Source organism: Tenacibaculum sp. Ill (assembly GCF_051938915.1).
In the GTDB taxonomy this organism is placed as follows: domain Bacteria; phylum Bacteroidota; class Bacteroidia; order Flavobacteriales; family Flavobacteriaceae; genus Polaribacter; species Polaribacter larymnensis.
On the sequence record NZ_JBPSCW010000002.1, the window covers coordinates 1705414 to 1725725 of the forward strand.

The 20312-nt window shown below is 31.3% G+C and carries 23 protein-coding genes; 9 read left to right on the top strand and 14 right to left on the bottom strand.

From position 1 onward, the window contains the following. Positions 1-106: 106 nt before the first annotated feature. The 6 genes from ACTPNM_RS08060 to ACTPNM_RS08085 all read left to right on the top strand — a co-directional run bounded on the left by ACTPNM_RS08060 (position 107) and on the right by ACTPNM_RS08085 (position 5699). The gene (locus tag ACTPNM_RS08060) at positions 107-388 is read left to right on the top strand and encodes a DUF493 family protein (RefSeq protein ID WP_274641264.1); all 282 of its coding nucleotides are present in this window, start codon (positions 107-109) and stop codon (positions 386-388) included. 9 nt (positions 389-397) lie between these two features. Next, a complete protein-coding gene (locus tag ACTPNM_RS08065) occupies positions 398-1996 on the top strand; it encodes a peptidylprolyl isomerase (protein WP_440121290.1) in 1599 nt (532 codons plus the stop codon). Positions 1997-2000: 4 nt separating this feature from the next. Then, positions 2001-2858, top strand: a complete 858-nt coding sequence (locus tag ACTPNM_RS08070; RefSeq protein WP_440121291.1) for a hypothetical protein — start codon at positions 2001-2003, stop codon at positions 2856-2858. Further along, positions 2821-4197, top strand: coding sequence for a peptidylprolyl isomerase (locus tag ACTPNM_RS08075; protein ID WP_440121292.1), 1377 nt, complete (start codon positions 2821-2823; stop codon positions 4195-4197). The genes ACTPNM_RS08070 and ACTPNM_RS08075 overlap by 38 nt, the downstream gene beginning before the upstream one ends. A gap of 100 nt (positions 4198-4297) precedes the next feature. Continuing rightward, the gene (locus ACTPNM_RS08080) at positions 4298-5251 is read left to right on the top strand and encodes an AAA family ATPase (RefSeq protein WP_440121293.1); all 954 of its coding nucleotides are present in this window, start codon (positions 4298-4300) and stop codon (positions 5249-5251) included. 1 nt (position 5252) lies between these two features. Next, positions 5253-5699, top strand: a complete 447-nt coding sequence (locus tag ACTPNM_RS08085) for a YybH family protein (RefSeq protein ID WP_440121294.1) — start codon at positions 5253-5255, stop codon at positions 5697-5699. Positions 5700-5779: 80 nt separating this feature from the next. On the opposite strand, the gene ACTPNM_RS08090 is transcribed toward ACTPNM_RS08085, so the two are convergent. After that, positions 5780-6124 (bottom strand): winged helix-turn-helix transcriptional regulator, encoded by a 345-nt coding sequence (locus tag ACTPNM_RS08090; RefSeq protein WP_440121295.1) that lies wholly within the window; start codon positions 6122-6124, stop codon positions 5780-5782. A gap of 133 nt (positions 6125-6257) precedes the next feature. Here ACTPNM_RS08090 and ACTPNM_RS08095 point away from each other — a divergent pair, with 133 nt between their 5' ends. Then, a complete protein-coding gene (locus tag ACTPNM_RS08095) occupies positions 6258-7121 on the top strand; it encodes an MBL fold metallo-hydrolase (RefSeq protein ID WP_440121296.1) in 864 nt (287 codons plus the stop codon). A 55-nt stretch (positions 7122-7176) separates the two neighbouring features. Here ACTPNM_RS08095 and ACTPNM_RS08100 read toward each other — a convergent pair whose 3' ends face one another. Both ACTPNM_RS08100 and ACTPNM_RS08105 read right to left on the bottom strand, forming a co-directional pair. Beyond that, complete coding sequence (locus ACTPNM_RS08100; RefSeq protein WP_440121297.1) at positions 7177-8064, bottom strand: 3-hydroxybutyryl-CoA dehydrogenase; 888 nt, start codon at positions 8062-8064, stop codon at positions 7177-7179. A 152-nt stretch (positions 8065-8216) separates the two neighbouring features. Beyond that, entirely contained in the window at positions 8217-9176 is a 960-nt protein-coding gene (locus ACTPNM_RS08105; RefSeq protein ID WP_440121298.1) for a Gfo/Idh/MocA family protein, read from the bottom strand. A 219-nt stretch (positions 9177-9395) separates the two neighbouring features. Here ACTPNM_RS08105 and ACTPNM_RS08110 point away from each other — a divergent pair, with 219 nt between their 5' ends. Further along, positions 9396-10037 (top strand): protein-L-isoaspartate(D-aspartate) O-methyltransferase, encoded by a 642-nt coding sequence (locus ACTPNM_RS08110; RefSeq protein ID WP_440121299.1) that lies wholly within the window; start codon positions 9396-9398, stop codon positions 10035-10037. A gap of 272 nt (positions 10038-10309) precedes the next feature. On the opposite strand, the gene ACTPNM_RS08115 is transcribed toward ACTPNM_RS08110, so the two are convergent. The 11 genes from ACTPNM_RS08115 to ACTPNM_RS08165 form a co-directional block, all read right to left on the bottom strand. Further along, positions 10310-10483, bottom strand: coding sequence for a hypothetical protein (locus ACTPNM_RS08115; RefSeq protein ID WP_167444751.1), 174 nt, complete (start codon positions 10481-10483; stop codon positions 10310-10312). An 18-nt stretch (positions 10484-10501) separates the two neighbouring features. Beyond that, the gene (locus ACTPNM_RS08120) at positions 10502-11362 is read right to left on the bottom strand and encodes a substrate-binding domain-containing protein (RefSeq protein ID WP_440121300.1); all 861 of its coding nucleotides are present in this window, start codon (positions 11360-11362) and stop codon (positions 10502-10504) included. Further along, entirely contained in the window at positions 11363-12232 is an 870-nt protein-coding gene (locus ACTPNM_RS08125) for a nucleoside phosphorylase (protein ID WP_440121301.1), read from the bottom strand. After that, complete coding sequence (locus tag ACTPNM_RS08130; protein WP_440121302.1) at positions 12233-13177, bottom strand: DUF1835 domain-containing protein; 945 nt, start codon at positions 13175-13177, stop codon at positions 12233-12235. A gap of 148 nt (positions 13178-13325) precedes the next feature. After that, positions 13326-13649 carry a translation initiation factor gene (locus ACTPNM_RS08135; protein ID WP_440121303.1) on the bottom strand — a complete coding sequence of 108 codons (324 nt, stop codon included), beginning with the start codon at positions 13647-13649 and terminating at the stop codon, positions 13326-13328. A gap of 5 nt (positions 13650-13654) precedes the next feature. Next, entirely contained in the window at positions 13655-14602 is a 948-nt protein-coding gene (locus tag ACTPNM_RS08140; protein WP_440121304.1) for an isopenicillin N synthase family dioxygenase, read from the bottom strand. A 60-nt stretch (positions 14603-14662) separates the two neighbouring features. Further along, positions 14663-15388, bottom strand: a complete 726-nt coding sequence (locus ACTPNM_RS08145; RefSeq protein WP_440121305.1) for a DUF6048 family protein — start codon at positions 15386-15388, stop codon at positions 14663-14665. Then, complete coding sequence (locus ACTPNM_RS08150; RefSeq protein WP_440121306.1) at positions 15369-15845, bottom strand: DUF6452 family protein; 477 nt, start codon at positions 15843-15845, stop codon at positions 15369-15371. The genes ACTPNM_RS08145 and ACTPNM_RS08150 overlap by 20 nt, the downstream gene beginning before the upstream one ends. Positions 15846-15851: 6 nt before the next feature. Beyond that, positions 15852-17303: a 23S rRNA (uracil(1939)-C(5))-methyltransferase RlmD gene (gene rlmD / locus ACTPNM_RS08155; protein ID WP_440121307.1), complete on the bottom strand. Its 1452-nt coding sequence runs from the start codon at positions 17301-17303 to the stop codon at positions 15852-15854. A gap of 107 nt (positions 17304-17410) precedes the next feature. Further along, the gene (locus tag ACTPNM_RS08160; RefSeq protein ID WP_099216081.1) at positions 17411-18106 is read right to left on the bottom strand and encodes an OmpA family protein; all 696 of its coding nucleotides are present in this window, start codon (positions 18104-18106) and stop codon (positions 17411-17413) included. Positions 18107-18120: 14 nt separating this feature from the next. Then, positions 18121-18597 carry a lipocalin family protein gene (locus tag ACTPNM_RS08165; protein ID WP_440121308.1) on the bottom strand — a complete coding sequence of 159 codons (477 nt, stop codon included), beginning with the start codon at positions 18595-18597 and terminating at the stop codon, positions 18121-18123. Between the two features lie 249 nt (positions 18598-18846). Between ACTPNM_RS08165 and rocD the strand changes: the two genes are divergently transcribed. After that, complete coding sequence (gene rocD / locus ACTPNM_RS08170; protein WP_440121309.1) at positions 18847-20091, top strand: ornithine--oxo-acid transaminase; 1245 nt, start codon at positions 18847-18849, stop codon at positions 20089-20091. Positions 20092-20312: the final 221 nt, after the last annotated feature.

Genomic DNA, 20312 nt, shown 5'->3' on the forward strand with positions numbered 1-20312 from the left:
TAAAAGTTTCAAGTTATAAATATAATAAATAGTGTAATTTTGTGCTTCATCATTACAATTTCTATATTTTTTGATGATTTTTAATAAAACAGTAATTTTTTGAGTTATGCAAGATAGAGAAGCTTTTTACGCAAAGTTAAAATCACAGTTAGAAGATACTACAACGTTTCCTGCTAAATATTTATACAAGTTTATAGTTCCTACTGATGGTAATCAAGTACAAGAAGTACAAGATTTATTTGATAATGGAGGAGCAGTTATTGATACAAAAAAATCTAAAACAGGAAAGTATGTAAGTGTATCGATACATTTAACTGTTAAAAGTTCAGACGAGGTTATTTCATACTATAAGAAGGCAGAAGCTATAAAAGGAATTATTTCTTTGTAAATTTATAGCATGAAAAAAGTACTTTTCATAACTGCTGTCTTTTACGCTACATTTCCTTCTTTTGGTCAAAAGGATATGGAATTGTTTCGTATTAATGATGCTCCAATAATGGTTTCGGAGTTTAGGCAGATGTATGAAAAGAATTTAATGATTGCCGAGGATAAAGAGGCTAATGATATTGAAAGTTATTTAGACCTATTTATTAATTATAAGCTAAAAGTAAAAGAAGCTTATAAGTTAAAACTAGATACAGTAAAATCCTACCAAAAAGAGCTAGAAAGCTACAAAAAGGAATTATTAGCACCTTATTTGTATGATACAGAAACACTAAGTAAACTAGTAAATGAAGCGTATTATCGTACTAAAAATGAAGTTAAAGCGAGTCATATTTTAGTAAGATATCCAAGTGAAGGGTTAGCTGTAGATACACTGTTTTTAAGAAATAAGATTGTAGGTTACAGAAATCGTATTTTACAAGGAGAAGGTTTTGAAAAAGTAGCAAGAGAGGTTTCAGAAGATCCATCAGCAAAAATTAATGGAGGAAATTTAGGTTATTTTAAAGCTTTTCAAATGGTATATCCTTTTGAGACGGCAGTATACAAAACAAGGGTTGGAGAAGTTTCAGAGCCTTTTAAAACAAAATTTGGATGGCATATTGTAAAAGTAACAGATATAAGAAACTCTAAAGGAGAGTTTGAAGCAGCTCATATTTTAGTTAGACATTCATCTAAGGGCGAGTCAAAGATTCACTCATTATATAAACTACTGGAGTCTGGAAAACTATTTGAAGAAGTAGCAAAGGAACATTCAGAAGATACTAATACAGCTAAGATTGGAGGTAAGCTACCAAGGTTTGGAACAGGAAAAATGGTTGATGAATTTGAGAATAATGTAAGAAACTTAAAAGAACCTGGAGATTATAGTAAACCATTTAAAACAAAATATGGTTGGCATATAGCTAAACTCATAAAAAACTATCCAGTACCATCTTTTTCAGAAATGGAAAATGAGTTGACTAGAAAAGTAAAACAATCTAAAAGAATAAAGGTATCCGATCAGGCATTGTTCAGAAAACTAATGGATAAATACCAAGTTAAAGAATATCCTGAAGCATTGACAGTTTTTCAAAAAAATAAAAAAGAGGAGTTAAAGATAAAAGAGCTAAATTCAGTGTTACTTTCTGTTAATAAGAAAAAGTTTACTCAAAAAGATTTTTTAGAGTTTATAAAATTAAAAAATAAGACAATAACAGAAAGTTTTAGAGATTTTAAACGAAAAGCATTATTAAGTTCTTTTAAAGAAAGTTTGTTTCAAACAAATTCAGAGTATAGAAATACACTGTTAGAATATAAAGAAGGTTTACTACTATTTGACTTAATGCAAAAAAAAATATGGAATAAAGCTTCAAAAGACACCTTAGGGTTAAAATCTTTTTATATTGCAAATAAAGTAAAATATGGCAAAGAACTTGATGATATAAGGGGGCAAGTAATAAGTGATTATCAAGACGAGCTAGAAAAAAAATGGATTAAAGAGCTACGAAAAAATAATATGGTTAGAGTAAGAAAAGGGGCATTAAGAAAATTAAAGAATACGTATAACCAATAATATAGTGAGAAAATATATTTTTTTAATTACATCATTAATAATAGTTTCATGTGATCTTGTAAGTTTAAAGACAAAAAAGGTTACCAATGAAAGACCAATAGCTACTGTTTATAATAAACATTTATACAAGAAAGATATTGTAGGTTTATTACCCAAAAACCTTTCGCCTAAAGATAGTTTAGTTATTGTAAAGGGGTTGGTTAACTCATGGGCTAAACAAGAGTTACTGTATATAAAAGCAGAGGAGAATATCTCAGAAGTAAACAGCGAAGAAATACAAAACTTAGTTAATGATTATAAAAAGAGCTTATACATTAATGGATATAAAGAACGTTTAATAAAACAACAACTAGATACTGTTGTTACTGAGGAAGAAATAGCATTGTATTATCAGGAAAACAAAGATAACTTTAAAGTAAGTGAAGAGCTTGTCCAATTTGAATATGTACATTTTGGTAAAAATTATTTAGATAAAAAAGAAACAATAAAGCAGTTTAAGTCAGAAAAAGAAGAAGACAAAGAAGATTTAGAACGACACTTATTAAATTTTAAATCATATCGCTTGCAAGATTCAACTTGGGTAACTTTTGACTATTTAAAGAAAAAAATTCCACCTTTTCGTAACGAAACGAAAGAAAACTTGTTAAAAATATCAAAATTCATACAAAAAGAAGATAGTTTAGGAGTATATTTGGTCGCTGTAAAAAATATGTTACCAAAAAATGCTACGGCTCCATTAAGCTATGTAAGCCCTAGAATAAAGCAAATTATTTTACATAAAAGAAAATTAGAATTAATACGAGATATTGAAAAAACGCTGATAAATGATGCAATTGAAAACAAGAACTTTAAAGAATATTAGTATAGCATTTACGTTGTTTTTAGCAAGCTTAACAACATTAAACGCACAAGGAACTAAAATAGATGGTGTTGCTGTTGTAGTAGGTAAAAACATTGTTCTAGATTCTGATATAGATAAGTTTAAGCAAGAGGTAGAGTTAAGAAGTGAAGGAAAAGTAAAGATTTCTGACTGTGAAATGTTAGAAGAATTAATGCAGCAAAAGTTATTAGCTCACCACGCGGTTATTGATAGTGTTACAGTATCTCAATCAGAAATAGATAGTAGAGTAGATAGAAGTATTGCTTTCTTTACACAAGAATACGGAAGTGAAGAAAAAGTAGTTGAAGCTTATGGTTTTAATGATGTTGAGGATTTAAAGAAAGAATTAGGAAGAGTTCAAAGAGAAAATCTATTAATTGAAAAAGAACAACAAAAAATTACTGAAAATATTGATGTAACTCCTGAAGAAATTCGTATTTATTTCAAAGGATTAGAAGATAAAGGAGAGCTTCCTGAAATACCTGCAGAAGTTCAATTACAACAATTAGTAATAAAAGCAGAGCCAACAGAAGAAGAGAAAGAGCGTGTAATTAACAAGCTAAAAGAGATTAAAAAAGAGATAGAAAATGGTGCTAGCTTTAAGTTAAAAGCAATTATCAATTCAGAAGATCCTGGAGTTGCTCAAAACGGAGGTAAATATGTAATTACAAAAGATAGTCCGTTTATTAAAGAGTTTAAAGAAACTGCTTTTTCATTAGATGTAAATCAAATTTCTGAGCCTATTAAATCTGCTTTTGGATATCATATACTTCAGTTGCATAAAATAAAAGGAAATCAACGTGAAGTATCACATATTTTAATGCAGCCTGAGGTTTCTGACGAAAAATTAAATGAAACTAAAGAGCAAATAGAAAAGATAGTAGCTGATATTAAAGAAGGAAAAATAACTTTTGAAGAAGCTGTAAAAAAGTATTCTGAAGATGAAGAAACAAAAAATAGTGCGGGTATTATAATGAATCCTTATACACAAGAGCCTACTTTTGAGTTAACAAGAATGCCTCCAGATTTATTCGCAAGAATAAGTGAATTAAAAAAAGGTAATTTATCTGATATTTACTACGATGAAACTCGTGAAGGTGAAAAGATGTATAAAGTAATCTTATTAAAAGAGAAAACAGACACACATAAGGCAGATTTAGTAGAAGACTATGTAAGAATGCAACAGTTTGCTTTAGCTAAGAAAAAAGAAGAAGAGATTACAAAGTGGACTAAAGAAAAAATCCAAGAAACTTACTTAAAATTAAGTAACGATTATAAGAAGTGTACTTTTAAGAAAGATTGGAAAAAAGAAAACAAATAAGAAGTAATAAATTTAGTATATTGTCATTCCCGCGAAAGCGGGAATTTCATTTTATAAAAGTTTGTAATTAAATTTATTGAACAAAGAAAAACTTTGATTTATGTCTGACGTAACAGCAGTAAACACACTTGTAGAAAAATATAGTCAACTACAACAAGAAATAGGTAAGGTTATAATAGGACAGCAAGAAGCTGTAAATTATACATTATTGTCAATTTTTTGTGGTGGTCATTCGTTGTTAATTGGAGTACCAGGATTAGCAAAAACCTTGTTAGTAAATACAATTTCTAGCGCATTAGGACTAAACTTTAATAGAATTCAGTTTACTCCAGATTTAATGCCTTCAGATATTTTAGGAAGTGAGATACTTGATGAAACACGTCATTTTAAATTTATAAAAGGACCAATTTTCTCAAATATTATTTTAGCAGATGAAATTAACCGTACACCACCTAAAACGCAAGCAGCATTGTTAGAAGCAATGCAAGAAAAATCGGTAACTATTGCAGGGCATCATTATAAGTTAGAATTGCCATTTTTTGTACTAGCTACGCAAAACCCAATTGAGCAAGAAGGAACATATCCATTACCAGAAGCACAATTAGACCGTTTTATGTTTTCAATTAACTTGGAATATCCAAGTTTTGAAGAAGAAGTACAAGTCGTAAAAAATACTACCTCAATAGCTGAACAAAAAGTGAATGCAATTTTTTCTTCAGATGAGATTATTGAAGTCCAAAAGTTAATCCGTAAAATACCTGTGGCAGATAATGTAGTTGAATATGCAGTTAGATTGGTAGGTAAAACACGTCCTAATTCAGATAAAGCAACAGAATTAATCAAAAAATATATCGATTGGGGAGCAGGTCCTAGAGCTTCTCAAAACTTAATTTTAGCAGCTAAAGCACACGCAGCAGTACACGGAAAATACTCACCTGATATTGAAGATGTGCAAGCAGTAGCCATTCCTATTTTATCACACAGAATTGTAAAAAACTACAAAGCAGAAGCTGAAGGTATTACTATAAAAGAAATTATAAATTCATTATTTTAAGATGAAGAAGTTATTAACTGTAATCTTTTTACTAACACTATTTGTTTCTTGTAAACAAGAAGCAACTCAAACTGTCTTAGAAGAAACAGAAAAGCAAGAAATCTTATCAGTAATGAAAGCACAAGAAGAAGCTTGGTCTAATCACGATTTAGAAGGCTTTATGCAAGGATATTGGAAAAGTGATTCATTAAAGTTTTATGGACGTAACGGAATAACTTTTGGTTGGCAAAAAACCTTAGATAATTATAAAAAAGGGTATCCAACAAAAGAGTATTCGGGAACATTAACATTTAAGGTTAATGATATTTCGAAAATTACCAATGGGGCTTATTCTGTAATGGGAGAATATCATTTAAAAAGAACCGTAGGAGACGCTAACGGTGTTTTTATGATCATCTTTAAGAAGATACAAGGCGAATGGAAAATCATCGCAGATACTTCGTGTTAAGCCCAAAAGGCTTTTAGCTAAACTTATAATTTAGGAAACTAGTTCTTTGTTTACTTTGATGATACGGTGTAATCATCTTTTTAGTTATGTTTAGGAAAAGGAATTTTTTTATGCTCCATGTAGTCAATTCCCCAAGCATGTAATGGAGCTAAAGCATTGACTAAATCATTGCCAAATGGAGTGAGAGAATACTCAACTCTTGGTGGTACTTCAGCATATATTTTTCTAACAATAATTCCATCAGTTTCTAACTCTCTTAATTGGCTAGTTAACATCTTTTCTGAAATTGTTTCACATGAAGTCTTGATTTGTCCATACCTAAGTGGTTTTTCAACAAGTCTAGAAATGATAAATAACTTCCATTTTCCACTTATAACTTTTGTAGCAAATGTTAAAGGGCAATAATCAGGTAAAAAATTTTTCATTTTTTTTCAATTCTATCTTTTTGGCACTAAAAAAACTAACCAAAATGTGCGTAAGGTACAAAAATGTAACGTATTGTTTCTTGTTTAAAAGTACTTTAGTTTCGTAGCTGTATAAGAAAAAAAACATATAAAAATGAAGAAAAGGTATCAATTACTACTCGTAATTTTAACCGTGATTAGTGCGTGTCAAACAACTAATAAAACTAGAAAACACAATAGAATAAAACTGGAATACATACGACAGGCTACGGTGCTTTTAAAAGTGAATTCAAAAAACATATTAATAGACCCTGTTTTGTCAGATAAAGGAACACAGGATCCGATTCCTTTTTCTAATGATAAACGGATTCCAATGAATGATTTACCGATACCTAAAAATAAAATTATAGAACAAGCCGATGCTGTTTTGATAACACATTATCATCCAGATCACCTTGATGCCGATGCGGAAAAATTACTTCCTAAAAACATACTTATTTTTTGCCAGCCTTTCGATGTAGAAAAATTAAAATCAAAAGGTTTTACAAATTTAAAAAGTATAGAAGAGGTTGTAAATTGGTCTGGAATATCGATAAAACGCTACGAAGCTCATCATCATGAGGGAGCAACGGGAGCAATGCCTTTTGGTGAATCATCTTCATTCTCTTTAACATTTAAAGAAAATAGAATATTTATTACAGGAGACGCCGTTTTAGATGGTCTTTTAAAGAATGCTTTAAAAAGTGAAAAACCTACTTATATTGTTGCAAATACAGGGGAGTGTAGTTTTAGCAAGCCAAACACTGTTTTAGAACCGGGGAAGTTTATGACTTTAACTAAAGAAGAGCTATTGAGTATAGCTGCCAATAATGAAGCTATTATAGTCGCAATTCACATGGATGCAATAAACCATTGTGGATTAACAAAAGATCAATTTCGTTTGTTTCTAAAAGAGCAAGGAAAAACTATTCAAGATAAAATTTTGGTACCTAATGAAGGTGAAGTATTAAAGTTATAAAAATAAAAAAAGAAGCCTAAAATAGGCTTCTTTTTTATATAGCTATAGTAGTTTTTTAAGAAAACATCTTCGCTACTTTCTCTGCTTTTCTACTTTCTGAGTAATCGTAAAAACCTTCACCAGATTTTACTCCTAATTTTCCTGCTGCAACCATGTTTACTAATAACGGACATGGAGCATACTTAGGGTTTTTAAATCCGTCGTACATTACGTTTAAGATAGATAAACAAACATCTAATCCAATAAAATCAGCTAATTGTAATGGTCCCATTGGGTGTGCCATTCCTAATTTCATTACAGTATCAATTTCAGCAACACCAGCAACACCGTTGTATAAAGTTTCAATACTTTCGTTAATCATTGGCATTAAAATACGGTTGGCAACAAAACCTGGGTAATCGTTTACTTCAACAGGAACCTTATTAATTTTCTTAGTTAAATCAACTGTAAAGTTCATTACTTCGTCAGAAGTGTTGTATCCTCTAATAATTTCAACCAATTTCATAATTGGTACAGGATTCATAAAGTGCATTCCAATCACTTTTTCAGGTCTATTGGTAGCTGCTGCAATTTGTGTAATAGAGATTGATGAAGTGTTGGTAGCTAAAATAGTATCTTCAGCACAAGCCTCATCTAAATCTTTAAAAATCTTAAGTTTTAAATCTACATTTTCAGTAGCTGCCTCAACAACTAAACTAGTGTTTTGCACCCCTTCTTTAATAGAAGTATGTGTAGTAATGTTCTTTAAGGTATTATTTTTATCGTCTTCAGTAATTTTTTCTTTCGCTACCATTCTGTCTAAGTTTTTAGTAATGGTTGCTAGTCCTCTATCTAAGGCAGCTTGCGAAATGTCGATAAGTTGAACATTGTATCCAAATTGAGCAAAAGTATGCGCAATTCCATTTCCCATTGTTCCTGCTCCAATTACGGCGATATTTTTCATGTTGTTGTGTTTTGATATTTATATGGGCGTTCCCCTGCGGGTCGGGCTTTCCGCTACAATCTTTTTTGTTGTATTCTTCGAATCACTCAGAATAACAAAAAAGTATTTTCACTGCAATCCCTAACGCGGTTATTAATTGTTTACTTTATACGTTAAAAACAGTCTATAATCTGATGCGCTACACGTAAAGCTTCAGTACCTTGACGTAACGAAACAATAGGAGTAGTGTTATTCTTAATAGCATCAGCAAACGACTCTAATTCATCTAAAATAGCATTGTTGGCAACTACTTCAGGATTATCGTAATAAATTTGCTTTTTAACTCCCTCAGCATTCTGCAAAATCATGGCAAACTCATCAGGTTTTTCTGGCACATCTTTCATTCTAACAACTTCCGATTGCTTTTCTAAAAAGTTTACAGAGATATAAGCGTCTCTTTGGAAAAAACGACTTTTGCGCATATTTTTCATTGAAATTCTACTTGCTGTTAGGTTTGCTACACAACCGTTTTCAAATTCAATACGTGCATTGGCAATATCAGGAGTTTCTGAAATAACTGATACTCCACTTGCATGAACACTCTTTACTTTTGAATTTACCACAGATAAAATAATGTCAATATCATGAATCATTAAATCTAAAACAACAGGAACATCTGTTCCTCTAGGATTAAATTCAGCTAAACGATGTGTTTCAATAAACATTGGTGTGTCAATCAAGTCTTTTACAGCCACAAAAGCAGGGTTAAAACGCTCTACATGTCCAACTTGACCACGAACATGATGCTGGCTAGCTAAAGTTCTTATTGCTTCAGCTTCTAACACTGTATTCGTAATAGGCTTTTCAATAAAAATATGTTTTCCTTTTTCTATAGCTTGTTTAGCACAATCAAAGTGAGAAAGAGTAGGAGTAACAATATCAACTACTTCAACAGCATCAATTAATGCTTCTACTGAATCGAATAATTTATAGCCAAACTCATCAGCTACTTTTTGTGCATTTTCTGTAAAAGGGTCATAAAACCCTACTAATTCATATTTATCTGATTGTTGTAACAAACGCAAATGGATTTTTCCTAAGTGACCTGCGCCTAAAACTCCAGCTTTTAACATAAGTGAAAGATTATTAGTTATTTGATTGGTTTGTTGAAAAAGAAATGATTTCTACAAAAAATCAACGCAAACAAAGATACACTTTTATACAGATTTATTACTACTTTTATCCTCCCGAAATTTTATAATTAGTAAGCCCTATAATGGGTGTTTTAAATAAGAAATTATAAATTTTATAGTAATTTAGCTAGTAAAACCCATTGGTAGATTAATGTAAGAATGAAGGATACAACCAAACATCAAGGACTTAGAAATCAATTAGCAAACGTTTTAGAAGCAAAAGGAATTAATGATGAAAAAGTGTTAAAGGCTATTAGAAAAATTCCAAGACATTTGTTTATGGATAGTAGTTTTGAAGCGCATGCTTATCAAGATAAAGCATTTCCTATTGCCGCTGAACAAACAATCTCTCAGCCTTATACTGTGGCATTTCAATCACAAGTATTAGAAGTAAAACCAGGCGATAAAGTATTAGAGATTGGAACAGGATCTGGTTATCAAACAGCAGTACTGTTAGAGTTAGGTGCAGAGGTGTATTCAATAGAACGACAACATGAGTTGTTTAAAAAAACTTCGATGTTTTTACCAAAGTTAGGTTATAAACCTAAACGATTTATTTTTGGTGATGGTTATAAAGGATTACCAGAAGAAGCTCCTTTTGATAAAATTATTGTTACCGCTGGAGCACCATATGTTCCTAAAGCATTATTAGGACAGATTAAAGTAGGAGGTAGGTTGCTGATTCCTGTGGGAGATAAAGAACAGGTTATGACCTTGTTTATAAGAAAGTCGCCAAAAGAATTTGAAAAGCACGAACTAGGAGGTTTCAGGTTTGTACCTATGTTAAAAAAGAAGAATTAATTAAACTGAATTATATATAATGAAAAAAGAAAATAAAACTAAGTATTATGTTATTACAGGTGCAGCAATCTTACTATTGTTAGTAATAGTATTTGCTTTTGAAAAAGGTGCATTATTAGGAGAAATTATGGCGAAGTAAAAAATATATAACAAAACAACTTAAAGTCCTTTTCTGTTCAGAAAAGGCTTTTTTTGTTGTAAAGAGAAACTATAAGGTAAAAAAATCCGCCTAAAAAAGCGGATTTATTGAATTTGAATAAAGAAACATCAACTTATTCAGCGATTGCTACTTCAGTTGCATCTGCAACTACTATCTCTTGTTGTTGATGTTGTTTTTGTTTGTTTTGATTAGTTTTTGCTAATCCACAAGGACTAGTACTTCCGCAAGAAGAAAAACCTAATAAACTAACAGTACAAATTGCAATAAATACTACTTTTTTCATCATTATTCCGTTTTATAAAAATCAAATATACATATTTCTGATTAAGTCACCAGAATTTTCCTTCTTTTCAATAACGTTGAACTCTACCATTTTATTTTGTATGTCCGAAATTAAATTTTCAGAAATAGCTTCACCGTCATTCCACTCAGTAATAGATAACCATTCTTGAATATCGTCTATTTGTTGTTCATACCTGTTGGAAAGAACTTCATCAATATTATCAAAATCCTTAAAGTCTTTAGTACAATTATTAATTATATCGTGTACTTTTTTTACTTCTTCAAAATGATTTTCTAGTACTTCATCACGAACAGCAATAACAAAACAAGGCCATGGAGTAGGGCAGTTACCAACTCTTCTAAAAGTACCATTGTCTACCAATGGTTTGGTGGTAAAGTGTTCCCACATAAAATAGTCTGCTTCTCCATTTGTTAAAGCATCAATTCCTCCTTGCAAATCTCCAACTACTTTAAATTGTAATTTATTAATGTCCCAACCATTGTTATGAGCATTTACAATTGCCATAAGTTGAGAACCTGAACCAAAGCGACTAATAGCTACAGTTGCGTGTTCTAAATCGTCAATAGTTTTAAATTTAGAATTGGCAGCTACATGGATTCCCCAAACAAGCGGGCTTTTTACAAAGGTTTGTGTAATTTTTGACGGATTTCCGTTAATAATATCCTTTATAATTCCTTCAGTAAGTACTAAGGCAATATCAACTTCACCAGAGCGTAAAGCTTTTGCCATGGCTCCTGTACCTCCAGGATAATCTTTCCAGCGTAAGTTTATCCCTTCTTTGGTGTATTCTTTATTTTTTAAAGTGATGTACCATGGATAATTAAAGTGTTCTGGAACACCACCTATTTTTAATTTCAGCATTTATTCAACTAATTTCTCAAGAGTGTATACAATCAAATCATTTACTACTTTGTACGGATCTTCACTAAACGTTCCGTTAGCTCTATTAGCAATAATAGCGTTCATTGAAGCAGCATTGTGTCCTAGTAATTTAGCTAATCCGTAAATAGCAGAAGTTTCCATTTCTAGGTTGGTAATTCGATTGTTGTTGTAGTTAAAACTATCAATCTTTTTATTTAAATCAGGGTCTTGTAAAGGTAAACGTAAAACACGTCCTTGAGGACCATAAAATCCACCAGCAGTGGCTGTAATTCCTTTATATACTTTGTCAGATAATAACTTGTCTTCTAAAGTTTTTCCGTTAGAAACAATTAAAGGGTACGATTTTTTTGTACTCCAGCTAGTATGTTTTATAAAAGCTTCTTCAATATCAGGATGTGAAATTTTATCTACTTGATATGATTGAAGCATTCCGTTTAAGTCCAATCCGTGAGAGCTTAATAAAAAGCTATCAACAGGAATGTCTGCGTGCAAAGAACCCGAAGTTCCAATTCTGGTAATATTTAACTGTGTATGCTTTTCTTTAGCTTGACGTGTGTTTAAGTCGATATTAACTAAGGCATCTAACTCGTTTAAAACAATATCAATATTATCAGGACCTATTCCTGTAGAAATTACAGAAATTCTTTTTCCTTTATAAGTACCAGTAGTGGTTTTAAATTCTCTTTTTTGGGTGCTAAATTCTATGTTATCAAAGTGTTTGGTAACTTTATCAACACGATATTGGTCTCCAACAAAAATGATATCGGTAGCAATATGTTCAGGTCTTAAATTCAAATGGTAAATACTACCATCTGGATTTAAGATGAGCTCAGAATGTTGTATACTCATTTATGATGTTATTTTTAACAGCTTATCAGTAGAGTTTACATAGAGATAGCTGTATTTTTTTGCGCCACCAAGATACGAAAAATCGGAACGAATTTTAGCATAATAGTTTGTTTGGTTTTGCAATACCTTTTTACCTGCTTTACTAAGTTTTACAGGGTCAAATGAGGTGAATAACTTTTTAAGACTTTCAAGCTTGTTAATGTATTGAATATCACCAAACCCGTAGTTTTCTTGATGGGTTAAAAGGTTGGTAAGAAGTTCATTTTGGTTTGCAAACGTATGCTCGTTAGCTGTTCTTAAAATGTTATTTTCTATATGATTCAAACCATTTTCAATAGATGGAAAACGAAGTAAATGTGCTTTTATAGCGTTTTCTAAATATACAAATGGTGATTCTGGATTGAATTTATGCGCATTTTCAAGAGGTAACGGACTATCTGAACAATACAATTGCCAAATGTAGTCTGCGTACTCAATATCGTCTTGAGAGAGCTCTATTTTATTATTAAAGTGCTCTATTAACTGGTCGTCAGATAATTCTCCTAAACCATATAGTTTTTTTGAATTGTCTATTTTTCCACTAGTAACTAAAGATATTTTGTGGTTTTTACGATATCTTTTTAACCAGCTTATTACAGCTAGCATGTTTACTTGACAAAATAAATCGTATTCAAACCATAAAACAATCTCGTCTTGTTGTTTTTGATTACAAAGGTTACGGTACTCTTTAAGAGTATAATCTATAAACTTCTTCTTGGTAACTTTATACGTAGTTTTTAAAAAGTCGAAGCGAGTTTTCCAAAAGTCTTCACTACCTACGTCTACAGAAGTTTTTCCTTCACATAACATTTCACGCCATGTAATAATATCTCCTTCAATATTTAAATTTTGAAGTCTCTGAGTTGTGACGTCTCCATTGGTTATGTGCAATAAAGAATGTTTCATGATTTCTAGGGAATTTGTTGATTTCTTTATTTATATAAAATAAACGATTTATTTTATACGTTATTATTTATTGGTTGGTATTTAACACTTTACAAAAGTTGTAAATATAAAAAAAATGTCGAAGATTCAATTCTTCGACATTTTTTACTTATCCACCAACGCGTTTTACGTTGAATCCTTTGTCTTTAAGAAGTTGCATTATAGTATCTCTATAATCTCCTTGAATTATGATTTTATCGTCTTTAAAACTACCACCAACACTTAGCTTAGTTTTAATTTCTTTAGCAAGCTTTTTAAAATCTTTAGTAGCTCCATTATAGCCGTCTATAATAGTAACTGGTTTACCTTTTCGTTTTTCGTACTTGCAAAGAATAGGTTCTTCTTGTAACCAGATATCAGGTTTTTTTTCTTCAGGTTTTTCTTCAAACTGATGATCTGGAAATAAATTTTTTAATTGATCTTGTAAATCCATTAGATTTATTTTTTCAATCCTAATTCGCGTAAACGCTCATCTAAAAACTCACCCGCAGTAATATCTTCAAACTGCTTAGGGTTGTTTTCATCAATACAGTTTTCTAAAACATCTAGTTTCATATCAGAAACAGGGTGCATAAAAAATGGAATTGAATAACGAGATGTTCCCCATAATTCTTTAGGAGGGTTGGTTACACGGTGAATTGTTGATTTTAACTTGTTGTTACTATGACGTGATAACATATCACCTACATTAATCATTAATTCATCATCTTCCGCTATAGCATCAATCCATTCTCCTTTATGGTTTTGTACTTGTAATCCTTTTCCTTGAGCTCCCATTAACAAAGTAATTAAGTTAATGTCTCCATGGGCAGCAGCTCTTACAGCACCTTTAGGTTCAGTAGTAATAGGAGGGTAGTGAATTGGACGTAAAATACTATTTCCGTTTTTAATATAATTGTCAAAATACGTTTCTTCCAAGCCTAAGTGTAATGCTAACGAACGTAACACGTATTTAGCTGTTTTTTCTAACATTTGGTAGGCTTCTTTACCTACTTTGTTAAATTCAGGTAATTCTTCAACCTTTACATTTTCTGGGTATTCATTGGCGTATTTTGAATCTGCATCAACATACTGACCAAAGTGCCAAAACTCTTTTAAATCTCCTTCTTTTTTTCCTTTAGCACTCTCTTTACCAAAAGAAACATATCCTCTTTGACCACCAATACCTGGAATTTCATATTTTTCTTTTACATCTGTAGGTAAATCAAAAAACTTCTTGATTTCAGCATATAAGTTATCTACTAATTCATCGTCTAAAAAGTGTCCTTTTAATGCTACAAATCCTATATTCTCGTAAGCGTCACCAATTTCATTGATGAATTTTTGTTTTCTTTCAGCATCGTCCGATAAAAAATCTGCTAAGTTTACGCTTGGAATTTTATTCATTGTTAATAAGTTTTATTATTCAGGCAGTAAAGTTAGTGAAATCAAGCGTATGCTGACAATTTATTTATTAACAAAAGGAATTAAGTACGATATTGTATAGTTGAACCCGAAGCCTGTACTGCTTTCAAAAACGCGATTAAAACCTGGTGTGTATAGCGTTTTAAAGCCTTTTTGATCGTCAACACTTAACATAATTTTATACGAAAAGCTAAAACCTATAAACAAGTTTTTAAAAGTTTCTGCTTTTATACCTAGCTGTAATTCAGTCCAATGAGCGGTGAGTCCATTGTCAGACATAGGTGTTGTAACGGGGTTTGATGGAAAATAAGGAGGTAGATTTTCGGTACCTGAAGATACATTAGGTTGGTAGCTATTTAAGGTATGATCAAATATGGCAAAACCGTAACGCATACCAACATAAATTTCGTTATTCATGTCTAACCAATTCTCGTAGGCGTTGTAATTTGCTCCAAGTCTAATATAACTTCCTTTTGAACTAGAAGACGAAAAATCTTCATAGGTAGTTTCATCTTCAAAACCTAGCTCTGTAGCGATATACCATTTTTTAGATACTCTATAATCACCCACTAATTCGAGACCACTATAACTTTTGTCAATAATAGCAAGACCAGGTTTACTAATATCTAATCCGATACGTAAGCCATACCCTGTTTTATATGTAACGGTATCTATTTTTTCTTTGGTTTCTTCTTTAGGTGTATTTATTTGTGAGTATCCGTTGACAAATACAAAAACGAAACATAGACTAATGAAATACTTGTACATGGGCGCTAGCTTGATTATCGATTAAAGGAATTTCTGTAGTTGATAAACTGTTTATCCAACCTGTATTACTTAAAGTTACATTTTCATAAATAATTCTGAAACCACATGAGCGAGAAACAAAATCTTCTTCAGGATTGTACTCAATAGTAAGTGTAGCCGTTTGGTTATTAGCTATATTGCCATCTACATCATTCATTTTTAATGTATAGACTGTTTTTTGTGATGTACCGTCTAATGGAATAGCAATACTATCATTAGTTACATTTGTAAAAAGGCTATCAGTTTTTCCTTGAGCAATGACAGAAAGACGTTCAAATTTTTTTAAATCGTTTGTATTGTCTTTGTCATAAAAACGAAGCACTAAATTGGGTGTTACAGGATTTTGTGTACAGAAATCATCTTTTTCACAGGCCGTTAAACCTGCTATAAGTATGAATAGAGCAATGTATTTTTTCATTAATTTTTATTTTTCAAATAAAACCACAGTTTCTATGTGTGATGTATGTGGAAATTGATCTACTAAACTAATCTTTTTTAATTGATATCCGTTTTTAATCAACTCTTCGGTATCACGAGCTTGTGTTGCTGGGTTACAAGATACATAAACCATTCTATCAGCGTTTAAGTTTATGATTTTCTTAAGCGTTTTTGGTGCAATACCCGCACGAGCTGGATCTAAAATAATGGTTCTTATTTTGTTTTTATATTGTGGGTGTTCATTTAAAAACTTTCCTACATCAGCTGCATAAAATTGTAAACCTTCAATATTGTTTCGTTCTGCATTCTTCTTAGCATCTTCAATAGCAGAGGCTACAATATCTACACCAACAATTTTAGTGTTATTCGACTTTGAAGCAATAATTTGCCCAATGGTTCCAGTACCACAGAATAAATCCATCACTACGGTATTGTCAATTGCATCTTTGTTTTCTAACGCATAATCAACAACTTTGGTATATAGTTTTTCGGCAGATTTAGGGTTGGTTTGGAAGAAGCTTTTCATGCTAATTTCAAAATTCAACCCTAATAATTCTTCTACAATTTTATCTTTTCCGTATACTAATTTTACACTTCCTGAGGTAGCTATGGTTCTGTCGCCAGTTTCGTCGTTAATAGTGTGTAATAAACCAGCAACTCTATCGCCAAATAACTCTACTAAATAGTTAGCAAACTCTTTTAAATCAAATTTTGATAAATCGTGAGAAGTGGTTACTAAGTTGAATAACAATTCGTTGGTTTTGTATGATTTTCTTACCACAAAATACCTAAAGAAACCTTCTTTTTTAGGTCCATGCCAAGGCGCTAAACCAGTTTTTTCACAGTATTCTCTGATGTTTTTGATGTTATCTTCAACTTGTTTGTCAAATAAACCAGAATCTTTTTCAAGGTTATCACCCATCCACCAAACACCACGACGTTTAAAACCTAATGTAAACTCATCTATATCGGTTTTATTTTCACGGTCGTAACCAATGGCAGAAAAGCCATATTCCATTTTATTGCGGTAGTGAAATACATTTGGAGAAGCAATAAACTCATCAAACAGGTCTTCAATATTTTCAACTTTACCAATGCGTTTAAATAAAGATAAAGTACTTTCTTGCTTGTATTTGTGTTGTAAATCTATAGGTAATTGAATGTATGGTGCTCCAGGAATATCTTGATAAGGAACAGTTACTTCATCATCAGAATGTTTTAAAACATCAATTAACTTACACTCTGCATACTTCTTTTTTGATTTATCTACACGTGCTTTTACTAATTGTCCTGGTAAAGTGTTAGGAACAAAAACTACAAAAACACCTTCTTCTGAACGTATTCTTCCAATTCCTTTTCCGCCGAAGGCATAGTCTTCAATTAAAATTTCAATGACTTGTCCTCTTTTTACAAACTTATTTCGCTCTCTTCTTGGCATTCTATACTATGATTTATGGTGTGCAAAATTAGGAAAAGATATGGTTTGAAGATAAAAAAAAGACTACTCATTTAGAGTAGTCTTTAATCTTTGTTGTGAAGGCTTTTTTATTGACCTGCTTCTTTTTTAGCTTCTTTTATCATTTGTTCGTTTGCAACAATAGCAAATTCAACACGTCTGTTTTTACTTCTTCCTTCAGCAGTATCGTTAGTAGCAATAGGATCTTTAACACCTAGTCCTTTAGTTTCAAAACGACTGTTGTTTAATCCTTTGCCAGCTAAGTAGTTTCTTACTGAATTAGCTCTTTTTTCTGAAAGTTTTTGGTTATAATCAACAGCACCAGTACTATCTGTATAACCGTAAATTACAATATTTGTGTTTTCATAATCTTTAAATACAGGTACTAATTTATCTAAGTTAGCCTGCGCTGTAGCTGTTAAAGTAGCTTTATTAGTAGCAAAACGAACAGCATTTTCTCCTAAAGTAAGTTTAATACCTTCACCAACTCTTTCAACTTCTGCACCTGGTAAAGCTTCTTCAATTTCACGAGCCTGTTTATCCATTTGGTTACCAATAACACCACCAGCAACACCACCTACAACACCACCTAAAATGGCTCCTAGCTCAGAGTTGTTTTTACTACCTACGTTGTTACCTATTACAGCACCTATTACAGCACCAGCAGCAGTACCAATAGCGGCACCTTTTTGAGTGTTGTTAGCGTTTTGTATAGATTTACAAGAGGTAAAAATAGTACCAGCTAAAAATAAAATTGATAAACTATAAATGATTGATTTTTTCATAATGCTTTTATTAATTATTGTCTTTGAAATGAGTATGTAATGTCTTTTACTTGTCCTGCAACGTTAACTTTGTCAATTAAGTCAAAGCTAGTTTCAGTAACGTTACGTAATCTTAAAATATATCCAGTATTAACGTCTTTAGCTTTGTGGTTATTAATAATTTTTAAGACAAAGTTTCCATCTTTATTAACATACCATGTAATAGGAGAGCTAAAGTCTTTACAATCTGTACTTGGATTGTTTAAGCTCATTTCTCCTTTATTGTTGTTAGAAACAAAACTCCAGTTACTACCAATAAAGCAGTTAGAGTCTTCTAAATTAAATGAGTTTACTTTTAGGTAGTTTGAACCAGGAAAATTTACAGCTGTAATAGTCCAGTTACCTTTTAGCAATCGTTCAGTTTTGTTGTCAAGTTTCGTGTTAGTTACAGATGTAGATTTACACCCAATTACAGCTATTGAAAGCAGTAATAAAAATAAAATTCTTTTCATAAAATGATATTTAGTTAATTTCTTTAAAGATAAAAAAAACTGATTAACTATGGTTTTATTGTAAACCATAAAAAAAGTTATGTTGTTTATATTTTTAGACCCTTCAAAACTTATGAAAGTCACTTTAATTTAATAATTTTGTAGTTAGGGATGATTTCTTTCCCACGCTGAATTTTCGAAACTTCTTTTTCGAAAGGATAAAGGTAGATAAGGAATGGTTATTTTATAAATTTTAAAAAATTAAGAAAAATGGCTGTTTTAGACCAATTAACTTCGCAACAAGCGATTGACTTAGAAAACAAATACGGAGCACATAACTACCATCCATTACCAGTAGTATTGAGTAAAGGAGAAGGAGTATATGTATGGGATGTTGAAGGAAAAAAATATTATGATTTTTTATCAGCTTACTCTGCAGTAAACCAAGGGCACTGTCATCCAAAAATTGTTGGTGCAATGGTAAACCAAGCACAAACATTAACGTTAACTTCTCGTGCTTTTTATAACGATATGTTAGGAAAGTATGAAAAGTTTGCAACAGAATACTTTGGTTTTGATAAATTATTACCAATGAATACGGGTGCTGAAGCTGTAGAAACTGCTTTAAAAATCTGTAGAAAATGGGCGTATGAAGTAAAAGGAATTAATGAAAACGAAGCACAAATTATTGTTTGTAAAAATAACTTCCATGGAAGAACAACTACAATTATTTCTTTTTCAAACGATCCTGTAGCACGTAAAAACTTTGGTCCGTTTACTGAAGGGTTTATTAAAATTGAATACGATAATTTACAAGCTTTAGAAGAAGCATTAGAAAATAACGATAATATTGCTGGTTTCATGGCTGAACCTATTCAGGGTGAAGCTGGGGTATATGTGCCTTCTGAAGGATATTTAGCAGCAGCTAAAGCGTTATGTGAAAAGCATAATGTATTATTTATTGCTGATGAAGTACAAACAGGTATTGCACGTACAGGTCAATTATTAGCAGTAAACCACGAAGATGTACAACCAGATATTTTAATTTTAGGTAAAGCTTTAAGTGGAGGTGCATATCCAGTATCTGCAGTTTTAGCAAACGATAACATTATGAATGTTATTAAACCTGGTAATCACGGTTCTACTTTCGGAGGAAACCCTGTTGCCGCAGCGGTAGCTATTGCAGCTTTAGAGGTGGTTAAAGATGAAAAATTAGCTGAAAATGCTGAGCGTTTAGGTAAAATATTTAGAGAAGAGTTAGCTGAGTTTGCTAAAGAAAACGAATTAGTAACGTTAGTACGTGGTAAAGGATTGTTAAATGCTGTCGTAATTAACGATACCGAAGATAGCTCAACTGCTTGGGATATTTGTATGAAGTTACGTGATAACGGATTATTAGCAAAACCAACACACGGAAACATTATTCGTTTTGCACCACCATTAGTAATGAACGAAGAACAATTAAGAGACTGTATTAATATTATTAAGAAGACTATTGCTGAGTTTAAAAAATAAGTTTGCAGCATTGTATATAAAAAAAGGAACGATTATATCGTTCCTTTTTTTGTTGTTATTTATTAGTTTTTAATTACTAAAATATGAAACTAACATTTTTCTAAATGTTATTAAAAATGTTTAATAGCAAGTTAGGTACTTTCCTGTACACTTTTTAAGTTGGTAATTTTTTTGGTGTACAAGTGCTGTACACTATTTTTTTTATCAAATTTTTTAGTGTA

Coding starts and splice junctions, on each gene's coding strand:
- ACTPNM_RS08150 (WP_440121306.1), bottom strand. CDS start 15,845: ATGAAAAAATACATTGCTCTATTCATACTTATAGCAGGTTTAACGGCC.
- ACTPNM_RS08145 (WP_440121305.1), bottom strand. CDS start 15,388: ATGTACAAGTATTTCATTAGTCTATGTTTCGTTTTTGTATTTGTCAAC.
- ACTPNM_RS08115 (WP_167444751.1), bottom strand. CDS start 10,483: ATGATGAAAAAAGTAGTATTTATTGCAATTTGTACTGTTAGTTTATTA.
- ACTPNM_RS08105 (WP_440121298.1), bottom strand. CDS start 9,176: ATGTTAAAAGCTGGAGTTTTAGGCGCAGGTCACTTAGGAAAAATCCAT.
- ACTPNM_RS08065 (WP_440121290.1), top strand. CDS start 398: ATGAAAAAAGTACTTTTCATAACTGCTGTCTTTTACGCTACATTTCCT.
- ACTPNM_RS08120 (WP_440121300.1), bottom strand. CDS start 11,362: ATGCTGAAATTAAAAATAGGTGGTGTTCCAGAACACTTTAATTATCCA.
- ACTPNM_RS08110 (WP_440121299.1), top strand. CDS start 9,396: ATGAAGGATACAACCAAACATCAAGGACTTAGAAATCAATTAGCAAAC.
- ACTPNM_RS08095 (WP_440121296.1), top strand. CDS start 6,258: ATGAAGAAAAGGTATCAATTACTACTCGTAATTTTAACCGTGATTAGT.
- rlmD (WP_440121307.1), bottom strand. CDS start 17,303: ATGCCAAGAAGAGAGCGAAATAAGTTTGTAAAAAGAGGACAAGTCATT.
- ACTPNM_RS08135 (WP_440121303.1), bottom strand. CDS start 13,649: ATGGATTTACAAGATCAATTAAAAAATTTATTTCCAGATCATCAGTTT.
- ACTPNM_RS08080 (WP_440121293.1), top strand. CDS start 4,298: ATGTCTGACGTAACAGCAGTAAACACACTTGTAGAAAAATATAGTCAA.
- ACTPNM_RS08060 (WP_274641264.1), top strand. CDS start 107: ATGCAAGATAGAGAAGCTTTTTACGCAAAGTTAAAATCACAGTTAGAA.
- ACTPNM_RS08100 (WP_440121297.1), bottom strand. CDS start 8,064: ATGAAAAATATCGCCGTAATTGGAGCAGGAACAATGGGAAATGGAATT.
- ACTPNM_RS08090 (WP_440121295.1), bottom strand. CDS start 6,124: ATGAAAAATTTTTTACCTGATTATTGCCCTTTAACATTTGCTACAAAA.
- rocD (WP_440121309.1), top strand. CDS start 18,847: ATGGCTGTTTTAGACCAATTAACTTCGCAACAAGCGATTGACTTAGAA.
- ACTPNM_RS08165 (WP_440121308.1), bottom strand. CDS start 18,597: ATGAAAAGAATTTTATTTTTATTACTGCTTTCAATAGCTGTAATTGGG.
- ACTPNM_RS08130 (WP_440121302.1), bottom strand. CDS start 13,177: ATGAAACATTCTTTATTGCACATAACCAATGGAGACGTCACAACTCAG.
- ACTPNM_RS08160 (WP_099216081.1), bottom strand. CDS start 18,106: ATGAAAAAATCAATCATTTATAGTTTATCAATTTTATTTTTAGCTGGT.
- ACTPNM_RS08085 (WP_440121294.1), top strand. CDS start 5,253: ATGAAGAAGTTATTAACTGTAATCTTTTTACTAACACTATTTGTTTCT.
- ACTPNM_RS08125 (WP_440121301.1), bottom strand. CDS start 12,232: ATGAGTATACAACATTCTGAGCTCATCTTAAATCCAGATGGTAGTATT.
- ACTPNM_RS08075 (WP_440121292.1), top strand. CDS start 2,821: ATGATGCAATTGAAAACAAGAACTTTAAAGAATATTAGTATAGCATTT.
- ACTPNM_RS08140 (WP_440121304.1), bottom strand. CDS start 14,602: ATGAATAAAATTCCAAGCGTAAACTTAGCAGATTTTTTATCGGACGAT.